Below are 22,062 nucleotides of genomic sequence, written 5' to 3' on the forward strand. Positions count from 1 at the left end.
TTTCGACTCGGACGTGTGAGTTTAATCTGCCCCGACACGATTTGAAGAGGCCGGAGGTAAAATTTGACACGCACAGACGCGATCCGCGCGGCGCTCGAGGGTGCCTTTGCGCCGACCCGCCTCGAGGTGGTGGACGAAAGCGAGCGCCACCGCGGCCACGCGGGCTACCAGGAAGGCGGCGAAAGCCACTTCCGGGTGGTGATCCGCGCCCCGGCCTTCGCCGGCCAGTCGCGGCTTGCCCGGCACAGGGCGGTGCACGAGGCGCTCGGGCCCGACCTCGTCACCGCGATCCACGCGCTCTCCCTCGACATCGACGCCTAGCCCCGGGGCCGCGGCGACGGATCCGGTCCTTCGGCGCCGCCTCCTTCACCGGCATCGTCCGCGTCGTCATCGCGCGCCTCCCGCTCAGGTTTCCGTGCCAGCACGCGGGGCAGGGCGATCGGATCCTGCGCCGGCCCCGCGCCGGCCCCGGAGGACGCGTCGGCGCTTTCGGCGTCTTCCCCTTCCTCGACCGCGCGGGCGCGGCGTGCCGCGGCCGACCGCGTCAAGGGCGGCATCGGCGGGAACCCGTCGTCCGGTGGCGGCATATGTCCCTCCGGCGCTTCGGCCGGCGCGGCGAGCAGTCTCGGCGTGTCGCGGCTCGCGCCCCCGTCCGCCGCGCCGCGCAAGCGGCGGAAGACCAGCAGGTTGCGCCACTGCGTCGCGGTGCCCGTGAGCCCCGCGCGTTCTTCGCTCGGCAAGGTTTCGGCCCGCACATACTCCCAGCCGTCCTCGCCCATCTCGTTCATGAGCCGCTCGATCGCCAGCGCGAACCGCGCCTCGGCCGTCTTGACGCCGCGCGCCTTCTCGCCCCGCTGAGGAGCCGGGACCACCTTGTACTCGTAGTACGCCACCCTGCACCTCCCAGCCGCTCAAACCGGCGGGACGCTATCAGTTCAGGCGCGAAAGGGCCAGAGCCGACCCGGCGGGCGGCGTCACTCCGCCGGCGGGCGGCGGCGCGCATCGATGCGCCGCGCCTCCCCGCGCAGGAGCGCGATGCCGATGCCCGCCACGGCGAGCGCCACGAGAGGGACGGCGAATTCGAACATCGTCATGCGCGCGGCTCCTTCCTCAACAAGCGCAGAATATAGTGCGCCGCAACATGACGCGTCAGCCCGGCGCCACTCCACCACGCGGTGAGCCGGGAGAGCGCGGCACCCCCCTCCACAAGCGGGCGGATCAGGGCGAAGCCGATGAGCCCAGCCCCACCGCGTTCAGGAAACCCGAGAAGAGCGTCACCCGCTCGTTCTGGGCGAGGATCTCGTCGCGGAGCGGGCGCATCGGTTCAGAGGCCGAGCTTGCCGGCCACGATCTCGTTCACCGCCTTGGGGTTGGCCTTGCCGCCGGTGGCCTTCATCACCTGGCCCACGAACCAGCCGGCGAGCTTGGGGTTTTCCCTGGCCTTCTCCACCTGGGCGGGGTTCGCGGCGATCACCTCGTCCACCGCGGCCTCGATCGCGGCGGTGTCGGTGACCTGCTTCATCCCGCGCGCTTCCACCACCTCGGCCGGATCGCCGCCTTCGGTGTAGACGATCTCGAAAAGGTCCTTGGCGATCTTGCCCGAGATCTCGCCCGCCGAGATCAGGTCGATGATGCCGCCAAGCTGCGCCGGCGAGACCGGGCTCTCGGCGATGTCGAGGTCGTCCTTCTTCAGCCGGCCGAAGAGTTCGTTGATGACCCAGTTCGCCGCCGCCTTGCCGTCGCGCCCCTCCGCGACCTTCTCGAAATAATCCGCCGCCGCGACGTCGGCGGTCAGCACACCGGCGTCGTATTCCGACAGCCCCAGCGCGGTGACGAAGCGCGCCTTCTTCGCGTCGGGCAGTTCGGGCAGGCTTTCGGCGATCGCGTCCACCCAGCCCTGCTCGAGTTCGAGCGGCAGCAGGTCGGGATCGGGGAAATAGCGGTAGTCATGCGCCTCTTCCTTGGAGCGCATGGAGCGCGTCTCGCCCCGGTCCGGATCGTAGAGGCGCGTCTCCTGCACGACCCCTTCGCCGGCCTCCAGCAGCCGGATCTGCCGCCGTGCCTCGTAGTCGATCGCCTGCTGGATGAAGCGCATCGAGTTCATGTTCTTGATCTCGCACCGGGTGCCCAGATGTGCGGGATCGCCGGTTTCGGCGAACTTCTCGTAGGCGCCGGGGCGACAGACCGACACGTTCACATCCGCGCGCAGGTTGCCTGACTGCATGTTGCCCTCGCAGGTGCCGAGATAGCGCATGATCTGGCGCAGCTTCGTCAGGTAGGCGGCCGCCTCTTCCGGGCCGCGGATGTCGGGGCGCGAGACGATCTCCATCAGCGCGACGCCGGTGCGGTTGAGGTCCACGAAGGAGGCGCCGGGGTCCATGTCGTGGATCGACTTGCCCGCGTCCTGTTCGACGTGGATGCGCTCGATTCGCACGCGCCGCGCGACGCCGGGCGCCATGTCCACCAGCACCTCGCCCTCGCCCACGAGCGGGTGATAAAGCTGGCTGATCTGGTAGCCCTGGGGCAGGTCGGGGTAGAAATAGTTCTTCCGGTCGAAGGCGGAGCGCAGGTTGATCTTCGCCTTCAGGCCGAGGCCGGTGCGCACCGCCTGCTCGATGCAGAACTCGTTGAGCACGGGCAGCATGCCCGGCATCGCCGCGTCCACGAACGAGACGTTGGAATTGGGCTCGGCGCCGAACTCGGTCGAGGCGCCGGAAAAGAGCTTGGCCTTCGAGGCGACCTGGGCATGGACCTCCATCCCGATGACCAGTTCCCAGTCGTGCTTTGCCCCGGCGATCACCTTGGGCTTCGGAGGCTCGTGGGCGAGATCGAGCATGGCGGGTCCCCTGCGGCTGATGGCACCCGATGGCCTTAGCCAAAGCGCCGCGCGGTTGCAATTCCCCGCGCGTCGCCTGGCCCCGTCAGGCCGCGGCGAGCGCGGCGCGGGCGAGCGCTGTGCCCTCGGCCACGCGGCGCGGGCGCGGGGGCACGGGCCGTTCGGGGCCGATCGCGGCGGCGGTCTCCGCCCAGACCAGAGGGTGTATCTCGTGCAGGTGGTCGCGGCAGACGCCCGGCGCCCGGTCGTGCACCGCCGCACGCCGCGGCGCGATCGCGGGGTTTAGCCGCGCCCGGCCGTGATGCGGCGCCATGGTGAGGGCGCAGAAGGCGGCCACGGTGTTCGCCGCGTGCTGGTCGCCATGCCGCGCAGCGGCGGCGTCGAGCCCGGCCAGGAACCACTCGAGGTCCAGCCGCTCGAAGACGCGTTCGTCCTCGGCCAGCGCGTCCATGTGCGCCCAGAAATAGCCCGCCGGGCCCAGCTTCGCCTCGGAGAGGGCTGCGGCCTCCCGCGCCGCCCGTTCCAGCGTGGCCAGCGTGCCGGTGCGCCGGGGCAGAAGGCTGCGGCCCATGTCGCGCAGGTGGCGCGGGTTCGCGGGGTCGCGCGCCACGAGGTCGAGATAGGCGCGGGCCCGCGCCTCCGGCCCGGGCCGACGCGCAGGAAGCTGAAGGCAGCGCGCGGCGGCGAAGGCTGCGCTGTCGCCCGCGGCCTCGGCGAAGCGGTCGAGGATCTGTCCCGCGCGTGCGAGATGGGCGTGGAGCGCGGCACGCGCCTCGGGCCGCGCCGGTTCCGTCGCCGCCTCGCGCCGCGCGGCCCATCCCAGGCTGAGATGCGTGTGCACCAGCACGAGCGCGACGCCCGGCGCACGGGGATGCGCGGCCAGCGCGTCCTCGAGCTGGGCCACGCCGCAGCCGGTGCGGCGCATCCGCTCGTCGGTGTCGAAGCCGGCCTCGGCCGTCCAGAGCACGTCGGAAGCCGCGCCGAGCGCGAGACGCTGGGCCACGGGCTGCCCGTCCGGGAGGGCGGCGCGGCGACGGTCGCAGGAGCGAACAAGCGTGTCGAGCTCGTCCCAACGCTCCTGCCGGGCGAGAAAGAGGCCCTGCGCCTCGTGGGTGGCCGCCTCCCGTTCCAGCGCGGTTTCCTCGATCACGGGCAGCGCGGCGCCGGCGGCGGGCCGGCGTGGCCGGGCGGGCGCCGCGGGGCGGAACCCCGTCCTGGCGAGACGGAGCAGCGGTGCGAGGGCGGGCGCGAGGGCGATGGATCTGGACATGATCCGAACGTCGCCGCGCAATCGGGCGCGGAAAGGGCGAAGTCGCGGAGAAAGCGGTAAATTCCCGCGGCGGAGATGCGGTCAGTTGGAGTCGAGCTGACGGATCCAGGAGGGACGCCGGGTGTTGTCGAGGAGCGAGACCGTGGGCGCCCGCGGCCCGCCGAGGGCCAGCGTCGCGCGCCGCATGAGTTCGATGCCGTCTTCGGATTTCGCGGGGAGCGATGCGGGCGAGATCGGTTCGCCCACGGTCACCCGGAAGGGCTGCCGGTGCTTGTTCAACGTCTCGTGGAAGAGCGTGATGTCGCGCAGGCTGGGGTGAATGAAGTCGAAGAGGTAGAAGAGCGCCGAGTTGCGCGCGCGGATGTTCACAGGGATCACCGGCAGCTCGAACTTGCGTGCGATCATCGCCGCCGACGCCATCCAGGGCCGCTCGTGCAGCGACAGTCCGCGGCGCTTGGCCAGCCGTCCCGACGGGAAGATGACGCCGAGACGCCCCTCCTCCACCGCGCGGCGGGTGTAGGCCATGGTCTCGCGTGTCTTGCCGTGGCTGCGCCGATCCCGTCGCCACTCGACCGGCGCGATCATGTCGGTCATCTGCGGCAGCACGCGCAGGATGTCGTGGTTCGCGAAGTAATAGACATCGGGACGCAAATCCCCCAGCACCGCATGCAGCATGATCCCGTCGGCGATGCCGGTCGGATGGTTCGCGACGACCAGCGCCGCGCCGTTGCGGGGGATGTTGTCGAGGCCCGCCGCCTCCACGTCGCGGGCGAGTTCGCGCGTCATTGCCGCCATGATCCGGTCGGCGGGCAGATCCCGAAGCGCCGTGCCGAGCGCCACGGTCTTGTCGTAGCCGAGCAGCCGGTTCAGCACCCCACGGGCCGGCGCGACTGCCGGATGCTCCGAGAAAAGCCATGGCGCCCGTTCGGCGATCAGGGGGTCGATCCGGTCTTTCATGGCGCGAAGAAATCCACAGAGCTGCGACAGTGGTGTGACACCCATGTCACCATTGCACGGATTCGCGGCGACCGGAAGCCATTGGGCGGCGCAACGGCGGGAAACTGCAAGCCCTTCTAGAAAAGGGAAAAATGATGCCGCTCGGTGGAAACGCCGCGGGCGGCCAGCGCGGATTGAAGCTCGGCCAGCCGTGGCAGGCACTCCTGCGGCAGGCGGATGCGGCGGCCGGACCGAAGCACCAGCGTCACCCGCACGGAGAGGTCGAGCCTCGTGTCGAAGCGCGCGGTCTCGATCTGCGCCAGCGCCACCTCGCCGCTCCGGCGGCCGGCGTGCCACGCGATCCGCTCGGCGCCGAGCGCGAGGCCGGCGCGGCGATCCGAGATCAGGTCCCAGAGCGCGGGCAGCGTGAAGAGCGCCGGGATGGCCAGCACCCAGAGCGCGGCGTCGATCCAGAGCACCGCCGCGGCCATCGCGGCCCACGCGCCGGCGAGCGCCAGCGCCGTGCGGCGGTTTCGGCCGCGGGCCTCGTGGCGGAACTCTTCCGCCACCGGGTCAGCCGAGCATCCGGTCCAGCATCTCGGCGCTGTCGCGCGAGAGGTCCGGCGCGGCGCGCATCCGCTCGAGCTCGGCGCGGATCAGCGCCTGGCGATTCGCGTCGTAGCGCCGCCAGGTCTGGACGGCGCTCATCATCCGCGCCGCGGTCTGCGGGTTCACCGGGTCGAGCCGGACGAGCCAGTCCGCCAGCAGGCGGTAGCCCGCGCCGTCGGCCCGGTGAAAGCCCGCGTGGTGCATGGCGAGCGCGCCCATCACCGCGCGGAAGCGGTTCGGGTTCTTCCACTCGAAGGCGGGATGCTCGGTGAGGCGGCGGGCGATGTCGGCCGTTTCGGCCGGGTCCGACTGGATGATCTGGAGCGAGAACCACTTGTCCATCACCAGCCGGTCGTGCTGCCAGCGGTCGTGGAAGGCGTCGAGTTCCGGCCCGCCCTTTCCCGCGCGCAGCAGGCAGCCGAGCGCCGAGAGGCTGAGCGTCATGTTGTCGGCCTCGGCGTATTGGCGCGCGGCCGCCGCGCCACCGTCGCGCCGCGTGACGAGGGCGAGCATCGCGCCCGCGAGCGCGCGCTTGCCCGACTGCTCGGCGTCGGGCGCGTAGGGCGCCGCCACCCGCATCGCGTCGTGAAGCGCGGGCGCGAGATCGGCGAGTTCCTCCGCCATCGCGTCGCGCAGCGCCTCCGTCGCGGTCCAGATCGCGTCGGGGTCGGGCGTCGTGCCCGCCCGGTGTAGCGCCTGGGCGAGTTCCGACTGGGTGGGCAGCCCCGTGACCTGCGCGCGGAAGGCCGGGTCGAGGCTCTCGTCCCGCAGAAGCGCGGCGAGCCCCGACAGCCAGTCGGCATCCGGTGCCGCGCCCTCGCCGATCGTCGCCATCAGGCTTTCCCGCGCGAGGCTGCGGCCCGCCTCCCAGCGGTTGAAGGCGTCGGTGTCGTGGGCCATCAGGAAGGCGCGTTCGCTCCGCGAGGTCACGCGCTCCAGCACCACCGGCGCCGAGAAGTCGCGCAGGATCGAGGGGACGGGCTTTGCCGCGAGCCCCTCGAAGGTGAAGCTCTGGCGTGTCTCGGTCATCTCCAGAAGGCGGGTCGGCACCGCCTCGTCGCCGTTGGGCGACAGCAGCCCGACGGCGATCGGGATCACCTGCGGCGCCGTCTCGGGCTGGCCGGGGGTGGGCGGCGTCTCCTGCGTGAAGGTGAGCGTGTAGGTGCCGTCCTGCCAGTCCTCCTCCACCGAGAGGCGCGGCGTGCCCGCCTGCGTGTACCATCGCTTGAACTGCGACAGGTCGCGGCCCGTCGCGTCCTCGAAGACGCGAAGCCAGTCCTCGATGGTGCAGGCCTGCCCGTCATGGCGCTCGAAGTAGAGATCGAGCGCCTTGCGGTAGCCCTCCTCGCCGACGAGGCGCTTGAGCATCCCGATCACCTCCGCGCCCTTCTCGTAGACGGTCGCGGTGTAGAAGTTGTTGATCTCCTGGTAACTTTCCGGCCGGACGGGATGGGCGAGCGGGCCCTGGTCCTCGGGGAACTGGCGGGCGCGCAGCATCGACACGTCGTCGATCCGCTTCACCGGGGCGGAGCGCATGTCGGCGGTGAACTGCTGGTCGCGGAAGACGGTCAGCCCTTCCTTGAGGCAGAGCTGGAACCAGTCGCGGCAGGTGATCCGGTTGCCCGTCCAGTTGTGGAAATACTCGTGCGCGATGATCGATTCGATGCGCTCGAAATTGGCGTCCGTCGCCGTCTCGGGGCTGGCGAGCACGGCGGCGGAGTTGAAGATGTTGAGCCCCTTGTTCTCCATCGCGCCCATGTTGAAGTCGTCCACGGCGACGATGTTGAAGACGTCGAGATCGTATTCGCGCCCGTAGACCTCCTCGTCCCAGCGCATCGATTTCTTGAGCGCCTCCATGCCCCAGGCGCATTTGTGCTCGTCGCCCGGCCGCACCCAGAGCGCAAGGTCCACATCCCGCCCCGAGCGGGTGGTGAACGTATCCCGCTGCGCCACCAGATCGCCCGCGACCAGCGCGAAGAGATAGGCGGGCTTCGGCCAGGGATCGTGCCATTCGGCCCAGCCCTCGCCAGCCGCTCCCGGGTTGCCGTTGGACAGCAGCACCGGAAGATCGCCCTCGATCCGCACGGTGAAGGGCGCCATCACGTCGGGGCGGTCGGGATAGTAGGTGATCTTGCGGAAGCCCTCGGCCTCGCACTGGGTGCAATACATGCCGCGGCTCATGTAGAGCCCCTCGAGCGCGGTGTTGGTCTCGGGCGAGATCTCGACCTCCGCCTCCCAGGTGAAGGGCGCGTCGGGCACCGCGCAGGTCAGCCCCTCGTCGGTGATCTCGGGTGTGACTGGCGCGCCGTCGATCCGGGCCGCGAGAAGCGAAAGCCCCTCGCCGTGCAGGAAGAACGCGCGCGAGCGGGCGTCGGGGTTCGGGCGGAAGCGGATCCGGCTTTCGACCCGCGTCGCGCGGGGGGCGAGGCGGAAGGTCAGCTGGACCTCGTCCACCAGATACGCGGGCGGCGCGTATTCGTTCAGGTAGACGGTCTGCGGCGCGGCGTCCTTCATGGCGGTCTCCTTCGGGCCGGGGTTTCCGGGCGGGTCGCGTGACCTAGACTTCCTAAGTCTCGGCAAGAAGCACGGCAAGACGATGGCTGGAGCGGTATCTGGAACGACGATCCTGTGGTTCAAGCGCGACCTCCGGGTGGACGACCACCCGGCGCTCGCCACCGCCGTGGCGCTCGGGCGCCCGATCCTGCCGCTTTACATCCTCGAACCCGGCCTCTGGGCGCAACCCGACGCGAGCGGGCGGCACTTCGCCCTCCTGTCGGAGGCGCTGGACGCCCTCGAAGACGCGCTCGCCCGGCTGGGCGCGCCGCTGGTCCGCCGCGTCGGCGCGGCGACGGACGTGCTGGAGGATCTGCGACGCGGGCATGGCGTGACCTGCCTGACCAGCCACGAGGAGACGGGCAATGGCTGGAGCTATGCCCGCGACCGAACGGTGGCGGACTGGGCGCGCGCGCAGGGCGTGACGTGGAAGCAGGTGCCGCAGTCGGGTGTCGTCCGCAGGCTGGCCAGCCGCGACGGCTGGGCGGCGCGTCGCGACCGGTTCGTCTTCGCCGAGCCGGTTCCGGCCCCCGGCGGCCTGCGGTCCGTGCAGGCCGAAAGCGACCCCTGGCCCGGGCCCGCGCGCCTTGGCCTCCGGCCGGACCCGTGCCCGGGACGGCAAAGCGGCGGGCGCGCGGCCGCCCTCGGGACCCTCGACAGCTTCCTGACGGAGCGCGGGCGCGACTATCGCCGCGCCATGTCCTCTCCGCTCGATGGCGCGACGGCCTGCTCGCGCCTGTCGCCCCACCTCGCCCTCGGCGAGCTTTCGGTGCGCGAGGCGGCGCGCGCCGCCGCCGCGCGGCAGCGCGCGGTCAGGGGCACGCGCGAGGGCTGGGCCGGCAGCCTCAGAAGCTTCCAGTCCCGCCTCGCCTGGCGCGACCATTTCATGCAGAAGCTCGAGGACGAACCCGCGCTCGAACATCGCTGCCTGCACCCGGCCTACGAGGATCTGCGCCCCCGCGTTCCCGACGCTGACCGCCTCGCGGCGTGGGAGCGCGGCGAGACCGGGCTGCCCTTCGTGGATGCCTGCATGCGGATGCTGACCCACACCGGCTGGATGAACTTCCGCATGCGCTCGATGCTGGTGGCGGTGGCCTCCTACCACCTCTGGCTCGACTGGCGGGCCACGGGTCCGATCCTCGCGCGCCTTTTCACCGATTACGAGCCGGGCATCCACTGGCCGCAGATGCAGATGCAGTCGGGCACGACCGGCATGAACACCATCCGCATCTACAACCCCGTGAAACAGGGCCGCGACCAGGATCCGACGGGCGCCTTCACCCGCGCCTGGCTGCCGGAACTGGCGCCTGTGCCGGACCAGTATCTGCAGGAGCCGTGGCGCTGGGAGGGTGCGGGCGCGCTTCTGGGGCGCGCTTACCCCGAGCCCGTCGTCGACGTCCCCGCCGCGGCCCGCGCCGCGCGCGAGGCGGTCTGGGCCGTGCGCCGCGGCGAAGGCTTCCGCGATACCGCCCGTGGCCTCGTGCACAAGCACGCCAGCCGCAAGGACGGCACTGGCCGCTTCGTGAACGACCGCGCCCCGCGCCGCCGCCGCAAGGCCGCGGACGACCGGCAGGGGAGCTTCGGCTTCTGATGGGCGGCATGCGGCGCAAGGGCGATCTGCCCGTCAAGACCTGTGCCACCTGCGGCCGGCCCTTCGCGTGGCGCAAGAAATGGGCCCGGGTCTGGTATGAGGTGCGGTATTGTTCCGAGCGGTGCCGCCGCGCGCGCAGGCAGAACGGGGCCTAGCCCCGCCCGGCAGGCAAGGCCGGGGTTCCGCTTCGCCCGTAGCTGCCCTAGATTGTGGCGACGCGAGAGGTGAACATCATGGCACGGCCCGTCGTCGGCATCATCGGCAACCAGTACCTCATCAACGACCAGTACCCGACCCATGCGGGCGGGCAGATGAACTCGGCCGCCGTCTCCGGGGTCGCCGGATGCCTGCCGCTCGTGATCCCCTCCGACCCGGGGATCGTCTCGGTGGAAGAACTGCTGGAGGTCTGCGACGGGTTCGTGCTGACCGGGGGGCGGCCCAACGTGCACCCCGAGGAATACGGCGAGGCCGAGACCGAGAAGCACGGCGCGTTCGACCGGTGCCGCGACGCGGTCACCCTGCCGCTCGTGCGGGCCTGCGTGGCGCGCGGCCAGCCCTTTCTCGGCATCTGCCGCGGCTTCCAGGAGGTGAACGTCGCCATGGGCGGCTCGCTCTACCCCGAGATCCGCGAGCTGCCGGGGCGGATGAACCACCGGATGCCGCCCGACGGGACGCTCGAGGAAAAGTTCGCGCTTCGCCACAAGGTGAGGTTCGGCGAGGGCGGGATCTTTCACAGGCTCATGGGCGCGCGCGAGGTGATGACGAACACGCTGCACGGGCAGGGCGTGAAGGACGCGGGCGCGCGCTTCGTGATCGACGGCTGGGCCGAGGACGGCACGCCCGAGGCAGCCTACGTGGCCGACGCGCCGGGGTTCACCCTCGCGGTGCAGTGGCACCCCGAATGGAACGCGGCGCGCGACCCGGTGTCGCGCCCGCTTTTCGAGGCGTTCGGAGACGCCGTCCGGCGCTGGGCGGCGGGCGGCCGGGACCGCGCGGCGCGGCTCAGCGCTTGATCCTGCTCAAGGTGCGGGCCGCCGGGCCGGGCTATGCTGCGCGCGTCCGGTTCGGGAAGACGCGCCATGAGGCTTCTGATCGTCTACGCCACCACGGAGGGACAGACCCGCAAGATCGCGCGGTTCTGCGCCGATCGGCTCTCGCAGGCCGGCCACGCGGTGGAGCTTCTGCCCGCGGCCGACGCGGAGGGGATCGACTGGCCCCGCATCGCGGGCGCGATCCTCGCCGGTTCGGTGCACATGGGCCGGGTGCAGGAGGGGCTGGAGCGGTTCGCCGCCGCCCATGCCGGGGACCTGGGCGCGCGGCCGTCGCTATTCCTCCAGGTCTCGCTCGCGGCCGCGGGCGACGACCCCGAAGAGCGCGCCGACATCGAGCGCATCGCGGACGATTTCTGCGCGCGCACCGGATGGCAGCCCGACCGCACGCTTCAGGTCGCCGGCGCCTTCCGCTTCACGCAGTACGATTTCTTCCGCCGCTGGGCGATGCGCTGGATCGCGTCGCAGAAGGGCGAAAGGATCCGCCCGGGCGAGGACCGGGAATACACCGACTGGACGGAACTGGCGGACGCGCTCGACGCGTGGCTCGCCGCGACTTCTGAGCGAGAGGAGACAGCGAAATGAACGTGGACCGTGCCGTGATGGCCTTCGCCGGGGTGATCGTGCTTCTGTCGGCGCTGCTGGCCTGGCAACACTCCCCCTGGTGGCTTCTGCTGACCGGCTTCGTGGGGCTCAACCTGATCCAGTCGGCCTTCACGGGCTTCTGCCCGGCCGCGACCGTCTTCCGCAAGCTCGGGCTGCGACCGGGTTCGGCGTTCCAGTGAGCGCCTAGGTCACGAAGTCGAACCGCCGGGCGAGCGGCAGTTCGCGGACGCGCTCGCCGGTGAGGTCGAAGACGGCGTTGGCCAGGGCGGGCATCGACGGCGGCGTGCCGGGTTCGCCCACGCCCGACAGGCGCTCCGCGGTTTCCAGCACGCGGACCTCCACCGCGGGCGCGCTATGGATGCGAAGCGCGTCGTAGTCGGGGAAGTTCCCCTGCTGGGCTTCGCCGCCCTCGAAGGTGATCTCGCCCATGACGGCGGCGGAGAGACCGTAGAGGAGCCCCGAGACCATCTGGCTTTCGACGATGCGAGGGTCGAGCGCGGTGCCGACGTCGCAGGCGATCCAGGCCCGGGCGATGCGGATCGCCCCGTCCTCGTCCACCACTTCGACGACCTGCGCGGTGGGCGTGCCGAAGGAATAGGTGAACGCTACGCCGCGCCCGGTGCCGTCGGGCGTCTCGCCCGTCCAGCCCGACATCTCGCGCACCGCGTCCAGCACGCCTGCCGAGGGCGCGTGCACCTCGCGCATGTGGGCGAGGCGAAACTCCAGCGGATCGGCGCCCGCGGCGTGGGCCAGCTCGTCGATGAAGCTGTCGTGGAAGAAGCCGTTGAAGGAGGCCCCGACCGCGCGCCAGAAGCCGATCGGCAGCTTCATCTCGGCCAGGTGCCCCCGGATGCGGTAGTTCGGGATCGCGTAGGGCTGGTCGTAGGCGCCTTCCACGTGGCCCTTGTCCGCCCCGGGCGGGGCGAAGCCGGCGAGGCGCTGGGCGCTCTCGCGCGTGACCGACTGCGCGGCGATCGCCCCGTCGAGGAGCACCGCGCGCCCGTCGCGCACCGCGCCGCGGAAGCGGGCGAGCGCGCCGGGGCGGTAGAAGTCGTGGCCCATGTCCTCCTCGCGCGACCAGGCGACCTGCACCGGCTTGCCCGGCATCTCGCGGGCGACGATGGCCGCGAGCACGGCGAAATCCACCTCGCCGCGACGGCCGAACCCGCCGCCCAGATAGGTGGTGTGGACGCGCACGGCCTCGGGCGCGACGCCGGCCGCCTCCGCGCAGTGGTCGCGCACCAGGGTGGGCGACTGGAACCCGCCCCAGACCTCGAGCCGGTCGCCGTCGAGGAGCGCGGTGGCGTTCACCGGCTCCATCGTCGCGTGGGCGAGGTAGGGCACGCGATACTCGGCGGCGATCTCCGTCGCGCCCTCGGGCAGGGTGTCGGCGTCGCCCTCGTCGCGCAGCGCCGAGTTCGGCGCGGCGTCGAAGGCCCGCGCGATTTCCGCGAAAAGCGCCTCGGTCGTGTCGGGGTAGGGCGCCTCGGCCCAGTCGATCTCCACCGCCGCGGCGGCCCGGAAGGCGAGCCAGGTATTCGAGGCGACGACGGCGATCCCGGTGCCGAGGTCGATCACCCGCTCGACCCCCGGCATCTCCTCGGCCGCGGAGGCGTCGAAGGACCGCATCGGCGCGCCGAGGCGCGGGTTCATCCGCACCGTGGCGAACTTCATTCCCGGCAGCCGCACGTCGAGGCCGAAGCGGGCGGTGCCGGTGGCCTTCTCCACCATGTCCACGCGGGGCTGCGATGTGCCGAGGATCCGCCACTCCGCGGCGGGCCGGAGCGCGGGCGCGCGCGGCGGGTCGATCCGGGCGGCGGCCTCGGCGAGCTCGGGATAGGGGAGCCGCGCGCCGTCGGGCGCGATCACCGCGCCCGCCCTGGTCGAGAGCGCGTCGGCGGGCACGCCGAGCCGTTCGGCGGCGGCGGCCTTCAGCGTCTCGCGCGCGGCGGCGCCCGCGTGGCGCATCTTGTCGAAGGCGTCCACCGTGGAGGTCGAGCCGCCCGTCACCTGCAGCCCGAGCGCCTTGCCCATCACGCCCATCTGCTCGCGGATGGCGTGCTGGAGATCGGACATGGCGTAATCCTTGAAGGGCAGGCCGAGCCCGGCGAGGGCGCCGTTGTAATAGGAGTCCGAGGCCGGCCCGTGGAGGGTGCGGATCGCGTCCATCTCCACGTCGAGCTCCTCGGCCACCAGTGCGGCGAGCGTGGTGCGCACGCCCTGGCCCATCTCGGCGCGCGGCACGACGATCGAGACGCCGGCCCGGTCCACGATGACATAGGGGTTGAGCGCGAGTGCCTCGCCCTCGGGGTCGAGCGGATTGTCCACGGGCTTGCGCGCGTACCAGACGCCGAAGGCGACCCCGCCCGCCACGGCGGCGGAGCCGATGAGGAAGCTGCGGCGGGCGATCTTTCCGAGGCTCATGGCTCAGCCCTCCGACAGGCGGGCCGCCGCGGCGTGGATCGCCGCGCGGATGCGGGGATAGGTGCCGCAGCGGCAGAGGTTGCCCTGCATGGCGGCGTCGATGTCGTCGTCCGAGGGCGCGGGCGTCTCGGCCAGGAGCGCCGCGGCCTGCATGATCTGGCCCGACTGGCAGTAGCCGCATTGCGCGACCTGCTGTTCGACCCAGGCCGCCTGCACGGCGTGCATCGCGTCGGGCGTGCCGAGCCCCTCGATCGTCGTCACCCCGCCCCAGACATCGGCGAGCGCGACCTGGCAGGAGCGCACCGCCTGCCCGTCCACATGCACCGTGCAGGACCCGCAGGCGGCGACGCCGCAGCCGAACTTCGTCCCGGTCAGGTCGAGCGCGTCGCGCAGCACCCACAGAAGTGGCACGTCGCCCGGCAGGTCGACCTCCCGGCGCTCGCCGTTCACGGTCAGGGAAAAGGCCATGAGCATGCTCCTGTCTCGGCTTCGCCAATGAAGCGTATGGGTCGGCGACGGAATGGCAAGAGGAGACCGCCGGCAGGGCGCCGGCGCCGCCGGCCTTGTGCGCAGGCGCACAGAGCGTCTGACGCGGGCGGGAATGGTTTTTCGAGTCTACGGCGCGCATCTGGTGTGCCATCGCGGGGGCACCCCGTTCCCGCCCGACGCTCACAGGGAGACGACAATGACCACCACGACCGACCGGACGTCCGCAGGAAAAGCAGGGTTCGAAAGCTGGGCCGCTCCCGCCGGCCGCCTGATGCTCGCCGCGATCTTCGTGATCGCCGGGATCAACAAGCTGGGCGGCTACGCCGGCGTGCAGGGATACATGGAGGCGTTCGGCATCCCCGGCGCGCTGTTGCCCGTCGTGATCGCACTCGAGCTCGCGGGCGGCCTGGCCCTCGCCCTGGGTTACAAGACGCGCCTCGCGGCGGTGTTGCTCGGGGCGTTTTCGCTGGTCTCGGGAGTGATCTTCCACCTGCTGCCCGGCCTCGAGGCCGAAGGGCTCGCCGCGCAGAACGACATCAACCACTTCCTCAAGAACGTGGCGCTCGCGGGCGGCATGGCGATGATCCTGGCCTTCGGACCCGGACGGTTCTCGATCGACGCGCGCTGAGGCGTGCCGCGCGCCCGGCGTCCCTTGCGGCGCCGGGCGTCAGAGATGCGTGCGCAGGTGCCAGAGTTCGGGGAAGAGCTCCACCTCCAGCATCTTCTTCAGGTAGCTCACGCCCCCGGTTCCGCCGGTGCCGCGCTTGAAGCCGATCACCCGTTCCACCGTGGTGACGTGGTTGAAGCGCCAGCGACGGAAGTAGTCCTCGAGATCCACCAGCTTCTCGGCCAGCTCGTAAAGTTCCCAATGCGCGTCCGGGTCTCGGTAGACCCGCGTCCAGGCCTCGGCCACGGCCGGGTCTGGCGCGTGCGGGCGCGAGAGATCGCGCTCGCGGATATGGCCGGGCAGGGGCGCGACCTCCGCGTCGAGCCGCGCGAGCGCCGCGTCGTAGAGCGAGGGGCGGGCAAGTTCCGCCTCCAGCCGCGCAACGATCTCCGGCCGGTGCGCGTGGGGCCGGATCATGGCGGGGTTGCGGTTGCCCAGGGTGAACTCGATCAGCCGGTATTGCCAGGACTGGAAGCCCGAGCTCTGGCCCAGCGCCTCGCGGAAGGTGGTGTAATCCGAGGGCGTCATCGTGCGCAGCACGTCCCAGGCCGCGTTGAGTTGTTCGAAGATGCGCGAGACCCGGGCGAGCATCTTGAACGCGGGGCGCGCGGCGCCGCCCGAAAGCGCCGCGCGGGCCGCGCCGATCTCGTGCAGCGCAAGCCGCATCCAGAGCTCGGAGGTCTGGTGCTGAATGATGAAGAGCATCTCGTCATGCGCGTCCGAAAGCGGATGCTGCGCGCCGAGGATCGCGTCGAGACGCAGGTAGTCGCCGTAGGACATGGCATCCTCGAACGACATGCGCGCGCCCTCGCGGGCCGGATCGTATGGATCGCTCATGCCGGGGCCCCCGCGCCGTTCGCCCGAGCCCACGGCGCGGGGGCGGCTGCAAGCCGCGGGCGCGTCACTGTCACGTCACCGCGGCCCGGGCCCGGTAGGCCGGGTCGTCCCAGAGGTCGCCCTCCATCACCTCGGCCAGAACGTCGACCGCGCGGCGGATGTCGGCCTCGTCGATGTAGAGCGGCGTGATCCCGAAGCGCATGATGTCGGGCGCCCGGAAATCGCCGATGACACCCCGGGCGATCAGCGCCTGCATGGCCGCATACCCCTCCGCGAAGCGGAACGACACCTGGCTCCCGCGCCGGTCCGGCGCGCGCGGCGTGACCAGCTGAAGCCGCGGGCAGCGCGCCTCCACCTCCTCGATGAAGAGCGCCGTGAGCTCCAGCGAGCGGGCGCGCAGCGCGGCCATGTCCACGCCGTCCCAGACGTCGAGCGCCGCGTCGAGCGCGGCCAGCGCCAGCACCGGCGGCGTGCCCACGCGCATCCGTTCGATCCCGTCGCCGGCGCGATAGCGCGGCTCGAAGGCGAAGGGCGCGGCGTGGCCGAGCCAGCCCGAGAGGGCGGGGCGCGCGTGGTCGGCGTGGCGGGGGGCCACATAGATGAAGGCGGGCGCGCCGGGGCCGCCGTTGAGGTACTTGTAGGTGCATCCCACCGCGAAATCGGCCCCCGCGCCGGACAGGTCCACCGGCAGCGCGCCGGCGCTGTGGGCGAGGTCCCACACGGTCAGCGCGCCCGCCGCATGCGCCTTCGCGGTCAGCGCCCTCATGTCGTGCAGCCGACCCGTGCGGTAGTCGACTTCGGTGATCAGCGCGACCGCCACCTCATCGGTGATGTGTTCGGCCAGCGCCTCGGGCTCCACCACGCGCAGTTCGTGGCCCTTGTCGAGAAGTCCCGCGAGCCCTTCGGCCATGTAGAGGTCGGACGGGAAGTTGCCGCTGTCGGACAGGATCACGCGGCGGTCGGGGCGCAGCTCCAGCGCGGCGGCGAGCGCCTGCCAGACCTTGATCGAAAGCGTGTCGCCCATCACCACGTGGCCGGCTTCGGCGCCGATGAGCCGTCCCACCCGGTCGCCGGTCCGGCGCGGCTGGTCCATCCAGCCCGCGCGGTTCCAGCCGGTGATCAGCATCTCGCCCCACTCGTCGCGTAGGGTGCCCTCGAGGCGCGCCGGGGCCGCCCGCGGCAGTGGCCCGAGCGAATTCCCGTCGAGGTAGACGATCCCCTCGGGCAGGTGAAACAGGCGCTTCGTGGCGGCGAAATCGGTCATGCGCGCCCTTTCCGGCAGGTGGTCGATGCGTGGGGCGCTTCGTGCCTAAAGCCGGGGGGCGGTCCTGTCCAGTCCGCGCGCGACCGTGACGCTTTACATTCGTATTCGCCTGCGTGAATTTGACGGCAGAGCATCGAGGGAGGAACGGATGAAACGCACGATCTTGGCGGCCATTCTGGCGGCAGGGGCGGTCCATGCCAGCGAGGACATTCCCGACCAGTATCCGCAGTCGGAACTCTACGAGAAGCCCGTCGAGGTGATCCCGCATGTCTGGTCGGCGATCGGCGCCACGGCGCCGCCCACCTACGAGAACGCGGGCCACAACAACAACCTGTCCTTCGTCGTCACGGGCGACGGGGTCGTGGTGATCAACGGCGGCGCGTCCGCGAAACTCGCCGAGGCGCTGCACGAGGAGATCAAGGCGGTCACCGACCAGCCGGTGAAGCTCGTGATCAACGAGAACGGGCAGGGCCACGCCATGCTCGGCAACTCCTACTGGGCGGCGCTGGGCGTGGACATTCTCGCCCATGTGGACGCGATCCACGAGATCGAGGAGAACGGGCATTTCATCCTGGAGGGGATGAAGGGGTACAACCGCGACCGCGCCGAGGGCACCGAGGTGGTGGTGCCGAACCTCTCCTTCGAGGACAGGCGCGTGGTCGAGATGGGCGACGTGACGCTGGAGGTGCTGCATCTCGGCCCCGCCCACGGGCCGGGCGACACGCAGGTGTGGATTCCGCAATGGGACATCGTCATCGCGGGCGACATCGCCTTTCACGAACGCATGCCGCCCATCTTCGCCGACACCTGCACGTCGTGCTGGATCGAGACCTTCGACGGCCCGTTCACCGAGCTCGGCGCGACCTACGTGATCCCGGGACACGGCCACCCCACGAACATGGCGCAGGTCACCCGCTACACCTCGGACTACCTCAAGGACATCCGGGAGAAGATCGGCGCGCATCTCGACGCGGGCGGCGACCTTGCCAGCGCCTATTACGTCGACCAGTCGCGCTGGGCGCATCTCGACACCTTCGAGGAACTCGCCACGAAGAACGCGGGCCGCGTCTTCGAGGAGATGGAGTGGGAATGAACGCCTCGGGCGGGCACAACCGGCGCCTCGCGGCTTCGCGGGCACGGATGACGTGGCGATGCTGAAATGGGTCGACATTCCGCCCGTCTGGCTCGCCGCCGCGCTCGCGCTGGCCTGGGCGCAGTCGCGGTGGCTGCCCATGGGGCTCGGGTTCGGCGCGGGGCCTGTGCCCGACCTTGTCGGCGGGCTTCTGGTCGGCGCGGGCGTGCTCCTGGTGCTGATGGCGGCGTTCGAGTTTCGCCGCGCGCACACCACGCTCCTGCCGCACGAGACGCCCGAGACGCTTGTCACCACGGGCATCTATAGCCGAAGCCGCAATCCGATCTATCTCGCCGATCTGCTGATCCTGGCGGGGTTCATCCTCTTCTGGGACGCGGTGCCGTCGCTCGTGCTGCTGCCCGTGCTGCTGTGGGTGCTGGAGCGCCGCTTCGTCCTGCCCGAGGAGAAGCGGATGCGCCGGGTGTTCCGGGCCGACTTCGCCCGGTACGCGCACAAGGTGCGCCGATGGATCTAGCTGTGGGACGCGGCGTGCGGCGCGCCTCGTCGCTTGTGGAGTGGCGATTCAGCGGGTAGGGATCGCCTGAGGTAAGCAAAGCCCGGGGCCGCCGGGCCCCGTCAACGGGGGGACGTGACAGGTGAAGATCGGAACACCCAAGGAAGTGCTGGAGGGCGAGGCGCGGGTCGCGATGACACCGCAAAGCGCCCGCGACCTGCAGAAACTCGGCCACGAGTGCCTGATAGAGACCGGCGCGGGCGAGCGCGCGGGCTTCTCGGACGCGCTTTACGAAGAGGCCGGCGTGAAGGTCGTCCCCGGCGCCGAGGCGCTCTGGGCGGAGGCGGACGTGATCGCGAAGGTGCGCCCGCCCACCGACGCGGAAGTGAAGCGTTTCCGCAAGGGCCAGACGCTCGTCTCCTTCTTCTGGCCCGCCTCGAACGAGGCGCACATGACCGCGCTGGCCGAGAAGGGCAGCACCGTCATCGCCATGGACATGATCCCGCGGATCAGCCGGGCGCAGAAGATGGACGCGCTGTCGTCCATGGCCAATATCGCGGGCTACCGCGCAGTGATCGAGGCCGGCAACAATTTCGGCCGCTTCTTCACCGGCCAGGTCACGGCCGCGGGCAAGGTGCCGCCGGCGAAGGTGCTCGTGGTGGGCGCGGGCGTCGCCGGCCTCGCCGCGATTGGCACCTCGACGTCGCTCGGCGCGATCACCTACGCCTTCGACGTGCGTCCCGAGGTGGCCGAGCAGGTCGAATCGATGGGGGCGGAGTTCGTCTATCTCGACTTCGAGGAGGACGTGGAGGACGGCTCGGCCAGCGGCGGCTATGCCAAGCCCTCAAGCCCCGAGTTCCGCGAGGCGCAGCTGGCGAAGTTCCGCGAACTGGCGCCGGAGGTGGACATCGTCATCACCACCGCGCTGATCCCCAACCGCGAGGCGCCCGAACTCTGGACCGAGGACATGGTCGCGGCCATGAAGCCCGGCTCGGTCATCGTCGACCTCGCCGCGGAACGCGGCGGCAACTGCAAGCTGACCGTGATGGACGACAAGATCGTCACCGACAACGGCGTGACGATCATCGGCTACACCGACTTCCCCAGCCGGATGGCCACGCAGAGCTCGACGCTCTATTCGACCAACATCCGCCACCTGATCACCGATCTGACGCCCGAGAAGGACGGCCGCATCGATCACGACATGGAAGACGACGTGATCCGCGGCGCGACCATCGCCCATGAGGGCGACGTGACCTTCCCGCCGCCGCCGCCGAAGGTGCAGGCGATCGCGGCGCAAAAGCCCAAGGAAAAGCCGAAGGAGCTGACCCCCGAGGAGAAGCGCGCGCAGGAGATCGCGGCCTTCAAGGCGCAGACGCGCAACCAAGTCACGCTGATCTCGATCGGCGCCCTGGCCGTGCTCGCCGTGGGCCTCGTCGCGCCGGCCAGTTTCATGCAGCACTTCATCGTCTTCGTGCTGTCGGTGTTCATCGGCTTCCAGGTGATCTGGAACGTGGCGCATTCGCTGCACACGCCGCTCATGGCGGTCACGAACGCGATCTCGTCGATCATCATCCTGGGCGCGCTGATCCAGATCGGATCCTCCTCGCTGCTGATCACGATCCTCGCCGCCGCGGGGGTGCTCATGGCGTCCGTGAACATCTTCGGCGGCTTCCTCGTGACACGGCGCATGCTCGCCATGTTCCAGAAATCCTGAGCGCGCAGGGGTAGAGACAATGGAATTCGGATTCACCATTGCGGCCTATGCCGTGGCCGCCGTCCTCTTCATCCTGTCGCTGGGCGGGCTTTCGGGGCAGGAAAGCGCGAAACGCGCCGTCTGGTACGGTATCGCCGGCATGGCCATCGCGGTCGTCGCGACCATGATCGGCCCGGGGCAGGGGCTCTGGCTCGTCTCGCTGGTGCTGATCGCGATCGGCGCCGTCGTGGGCCACCAGCTCGCCACGCGGGTGCAGATGACGCAGATGCCCGAGCTGGTGGCGATCATGCACAGCCTCGTGGGCCTGGCCGCCGTCGTCGTGGGCTTCAACGCGGATATCGAGATCGGCCGCGTCGCCGCCTCCTTCGCCGAGGCGGGCGTGCCCTTCCCGCGGCCTGACGAGGTGACGACCGAGGGCGCGGCCTTCGCCAGCGGCTTCAGCGGTTTCGCGGGGATCGTGGCCAAGAAGACCGCCGTCGAGATCACCATTCTCCAGATCGAGCTGATGCTCGGCATCTGGATCGGCGCGGTGACCTTCACGGGCTCCGTCATCGCCTATGGCAAGCTTGCCGGCCGCGTGGACACGTCCGCCAAGAAGCTGCCCGGCGGTCACATGCTGAACGCCGGCGCCGCGGCGGCGTCTCTGCTTTTCGCCGCGCTCTATCTCGGCGACGCGGGCAGCTGGACGCTCGTGATCCTGGCGCTGCTCGCCTTCTTCATCGGCTACCACCTCATCATGGGGATCGGGGGCGCGGACATGCCCGTGGTCGTGTCGATGCTGAACAGCTATTCGGGCTGGGCGGCGGCGGCGATCGGCTTCTCGCTCGGCAACGACCTGCTGATCGTGGTGGGCGCGCTGGTGGGCTCCTCGGGCGCCATCCTGAGCTACATCATGTGCAAGGCGATGAACCGGTCCTTCATCAGCGTGATCCTCGGCGGCTTCGGCGGTGCGACCGGCGAGGCCGCGGCGATCGAGGGCGAGCAGGTCGCCATCGATGCCGAGGGCGTGGCCAGCGCGCTCGACGAGGCGGACAGCGTCATCATCGTGCCGGGCTACGGCATGGCGGTGGCGCAGGCGCAGAACGCCGTGTCGGAGCTGACGAAGAAGCTGCGGGGCAAGGGCAAGGAGGTGCGTTTCGCCATCCACCCCGTCGCGGGCCGGCTGCCGGGGCACATGAACGTGCTGCTGGCCGAGGCCAAGGTGCCCTACGACATCGTGCTGGAGATGGAGGAGATCAACGACGATTTCCCCGACACCGACGTGGTGATCGTCATCGGCTCCAACGACATCGTGAACCCGGCGGCGCAGGACGACCCGAACTCGCCCATCGCCGGGATGCCGGTGCTCGAGGTCTGGAAGGCCAAGAACGTCTTCGTCTCGAAGCGCGGGCAGGGAACGGGCTATTCCGGGATCGAGAACCCGCTCTTCTTCAAGGAGAACACGCGGATGTTCTACGGCGACGCCAAGGAGAGCCTGAACAAGCTGCTGGCGCTCGTCGACTAGGCGCCGGTCCCGGCCTATCCGTGGAAGGGCGCCCATCCGGGCGCCCTTTCGCTTTTCGAATCAGGACCTTGGGCGAAAATTGCGTCCGGGCATACCGTAGTGCACCCCTAAGCCCATGATATCG

21 protein-coding genes are annotated in these 22,062 nt (G+C 70.6%); 11 read left to right on the forward strand and 10 right to left on the reverse strand.

Annotation, left to right across the window (positions count from 1 at the left end):
- The first annotated feature begins 63 nt into the window (after positions 1-63).
- Entirely contained in the window at positions 64-321 is a 258-nt protein-coding gene (locus tag AB6A69_RS00365; protein WP_371059208.1) for a BolA family protein, read from the forward strand.
- Here AB6A69_RS00365 and AB6A69_RS00370 read toward each other — a convergent pair.
- The 6 genes from AB6A69_RS00370 to pepN form a co-directional block, all read right to left on the reverse strand.
- Entirely contained in the window at positions 318-893 is a 576-nt protein-coding gene (locus tag AB6A69_RS00370) for a DUF4177 domain-containing protein (RefSeq protein WP_371059209.1), read from the reverse strand. The genes AB6A69_RS00365 and AB6A69_RS00370 overlap by 4 nt on opposite strands.
- Before the next feature lie 431 nt (positions 894-1,324).
- Positions 1,325-2,836, reverse strand: a complete 1,512-nt coding sequence (gene gatB, locus AB6A69_RS00375) for an Asp-tRNA(Asn)/Glu-tRNA(Gln) amidotransferase subunit GatB (protein ID WP_371059210.1) — start codon at positions 2,834-2,836, stop codon at positions 1,325-1,327.
- Between the two features lie 85 nt (positions 2,837-2,921).
- Positions 2,922-4,106, reverse strand: a complete 1,185-nt coding sequence (locus tag AB6A69_RS00380) for a hypothetical protein (protein ID WP_371059211.1) — start codon at positions 4,104-4,106, stop codon at positions 2,922-2,924.
- A gap of 81 nt (positions 4,107-4,187) precedes the next feature.
- Entirely contained in the window at positions 4,188-5,063 is an 876-nt protein-coding gene (locus tag AB6A69_RS00385; protein ID WP_371059212.1) for a lysophospholipid acyltransferase family protein, read from the reverse strand.
- A gap of 116 nt (positions 5,064-5,179) precedes the next feature.
- Positions 5,180-5,611 carry a hypothetical protein gene (locus AB6A69_RS00390; protein WP_371059213.1) on the reverse strand — a complete coding sequence of 144 codons (432 nt, stop codon included), beginning with the start codon at positions 5,609-5,611 and terminating at the stop codon, positions 5,180-5,182.
- 4 nt (positions 5,612-5,615) lie between these two features.
- Positions 5,616-8,165: an aminopeptidase N gene (gene pepN, locus AB6A69_RS00395; RefSeq protein WP_371059214.1), complete on the reverse strand. Its 2,550-nt coding sequence runs from the start codon at positions 8,163-8,165 to the stop codon at positions 5,616-5,618.
- Between pepN and AB6A69_RS00400 the strand changes: the two genes are divergently transcribed.
- The 5 genes from AB6A69_RS00400 (at position 8,164) to AB6A69_RS00420 (ending at position 11,629) form a co-directional block, all read left to right on the forward strand.
- The gene (locus AB6A69_RS00400) at positions 8,164-9,795 is read left to right on the forward strand and encodes an FAD-binding domain-containing protein (protein WP_371059215.1); all 1,632 of its coding nucleotides are present in this window, start codon (positions 8,164-8,166) and stop codon (positions 9,793-9,795) included. The two genes, pepN and AB6A69_RS00400, sit on opposite strands and share 2 nt — an antisense overlap.
- A gap of 8 nt (positions 9,796-9,803) precedes the next feature.
- A complete protein-coding gene (locus tag AB6A69_RS00405; RefSeq protein ID WP_371059612.1) occupies positions 9,804-9,950 on the forward strand; it encodes a DUF2256 domain-containing protein in 147 nt (48 codons plus the stop codon).
- Positions 9,951-10,028: 78 nt separating this feature from the next.
- Positions 10,029-10,808 carry a gamma-glutamyl-gamma-aminobutyrate hydrolase family protein gene (locus AB6A69_RS00410; protein ID WP_371054715.1) on the forward strand — a complete coding sequence of 260 codons (780 nt, stop codon included), beginning with the start codon at positions 10,029-10,031 and terminating at the stop codon, positions 10,806-10,808.
- 66 nt (positions 10,809-10,874) lie between these two features.
- Complete coding sequence (locus tag AB6A69_RS00415; RefSeq protein ID WP_371059216.1) at positions 10,875-11,429, forward strand: flavodoxin domain-containing protein; 555 nt, start codon at positions 10,875-10,877, stop codon at positions 11,427-11,429.
- Complete coding sequence (locus AB6A69_RS00420) at positions 11,426-11,629, forward strand: DUF2892 domain-containing protein (RefSeq protein WP_371036710.1); 204 nt, start codon at positions 11,426-11,428, stop codon at positions 11,627-11,629. Before AB6A69_RS00415 ends, AB6A69_RS00420 begins: the two co-directional genes overlap by 4 nt.
- Positions 11,630-11,633: 4 nt before the next feature.
- On the opposite strand, the gene AB6A69_RS00425 is transcribed toward AB6A69_RS00420, so the two are convergent.
- Positions 11,634-13,874 carry a molybdopterin cofactor-binding domain-containing protein gene (locus tag AB6A69_RS00425; protein ID WP_371059217.1) on the reverse strand — a complete coding sequence of 747 codons (2,241 nt, stop codon included), beginning with the start codon at positions 13,872-13,874 and terminating at the stop codon, positions 11,634-11,636.
- A 3-nt stretch (positions 13,875-13,877) separates the two neighbouring features.
- Positions 13,878-14,342: a (2Fe-2S)-binding protein gene (locus AB6A69_RS00430; RefSeq protein ID WP_371059218.1), complete on the reverse strand. Its 465-nt coding sequence runs from the start codon at positions 14,340-14,342 to the stop codon at positions 13,878-13,880.
- A 217-nt stretch (positions 14,343-14,559) separates the two neighbouring features.
- Between AB6A69_RS00430 and AB6A69_RS00435 the strand changes: the two genes are divergently transcribed.
- The gene (locus AB6A69_RS00435; protein WP_371059219.1) at positions 14,560-14,991 is read left to right on the forward strand and encodes a DoxX family protein; all 432 of its coding nucleotides are present in this window, start codon (positions 14,560-14,562) and stop codon (positions 14,989-14,991) included.
- A gap of 39 nt (positions 14,992-15,030) precedes the next feature.
- Here AB6A69_RS00435 and kynA read toward each other — a convergent pair whose 3' ends face one another.
- Both kynA and kynU read right to left on the reverse strand, forming a co-directional pair.
- Positions 15,031-15,867, reverse strand: a complete 837-nt coding sequence (gene kynA / locus AB6A69_RS00440) for a tryptophan 2,3-dioxygenase (protein WP_371059220.1) — start codon at positions 15,865-15,867, stop codon at positions 15,031-15,033.
- Positions 15,868-15,937: 70 nt separating this feature from the next.
- Positions 15,938-17,131 carry a kynureninase gene (kynU, locus tag AB6A69_RS00445; protein ID WP_371059221.1) on the reverse strand — a complete coding sequence of 398 codons (1,194 nt, stop codon included), beginning with the start codon at positions 17,129-17,131 and terminating at the stop codon, positions 15,938-15,940.
- Positions 17,132-17,279: 148 nt separating this feature from the next.
- On the opposite strand from kynU, the gene AB6A69_RS00450 reads away from it, so the two are divergent.
- From AB6A69_RS00450 to AB6A69_RS00465, 4 genes are all read left to right on the forward strand, one after another.
- Complete coding sequence (locus AB6A69_RS00450; protein ID WP_371036704.1) at positions 17,280-18,224, forward strand: MBL fold metallo-hydrolase; 945 nt, start codon at positions 17,280-17,282, stop codon at positions 18,222-18,224.
- 58 nt (positions 18,225-18,282) lie between these two features.
- Positions 18,283-18,738: an isoprenylcysteine carboxylmethyltransferase family protein gene (locus AB6A69_RS00455; RefSeq protein WP_371054721.1), complete on the forward strand. Its 456-nt coding sequence runs from the start codon at positions 18,283-18,285 to the stop codon at positions 18,736-18,738.
- A gap of 121 nt (positions 18,739-18,859) precedes the next feature.
- A complete protein-coding gene (locus AB6A69_RS00460) occupies positions 18,860-20,434 on the forward strand; it encodes a Re/Si-specific NAD(P)(+) transhydrogenase subunit alpha (RefSeq protein ID WP_371036702.1) in 1,575 nt (524 codons plus the stop codon).
- A 19-nt stretch (positions 20,435-20,453) separates the two neighbouring features.
- Positions 20,454-21,938, forward strand: coding sequence for an NAD(P)(+) transhydrogenase (Re/Si-specific) subunit beta (locus AB6A69_RS00465; RefSeq protein WP_371036701.1), 1,485 nt, complete (start codon positions 20,454-20,456; stop codon positions 21,936-21,938).
- Positions 21,939-22,062: the final 124 nt, after the last annotated feature.

The sequence above is a fragment of the Rhodosalinus sp. 5P4 genome (assembly GCF_041365695.1).
Classification (GTDB): Bacteria; Pseudomonadota; Alphaproteobacteria; order Rhodobacterales; family Rhodobacteraceae; genus Rhodosalinus.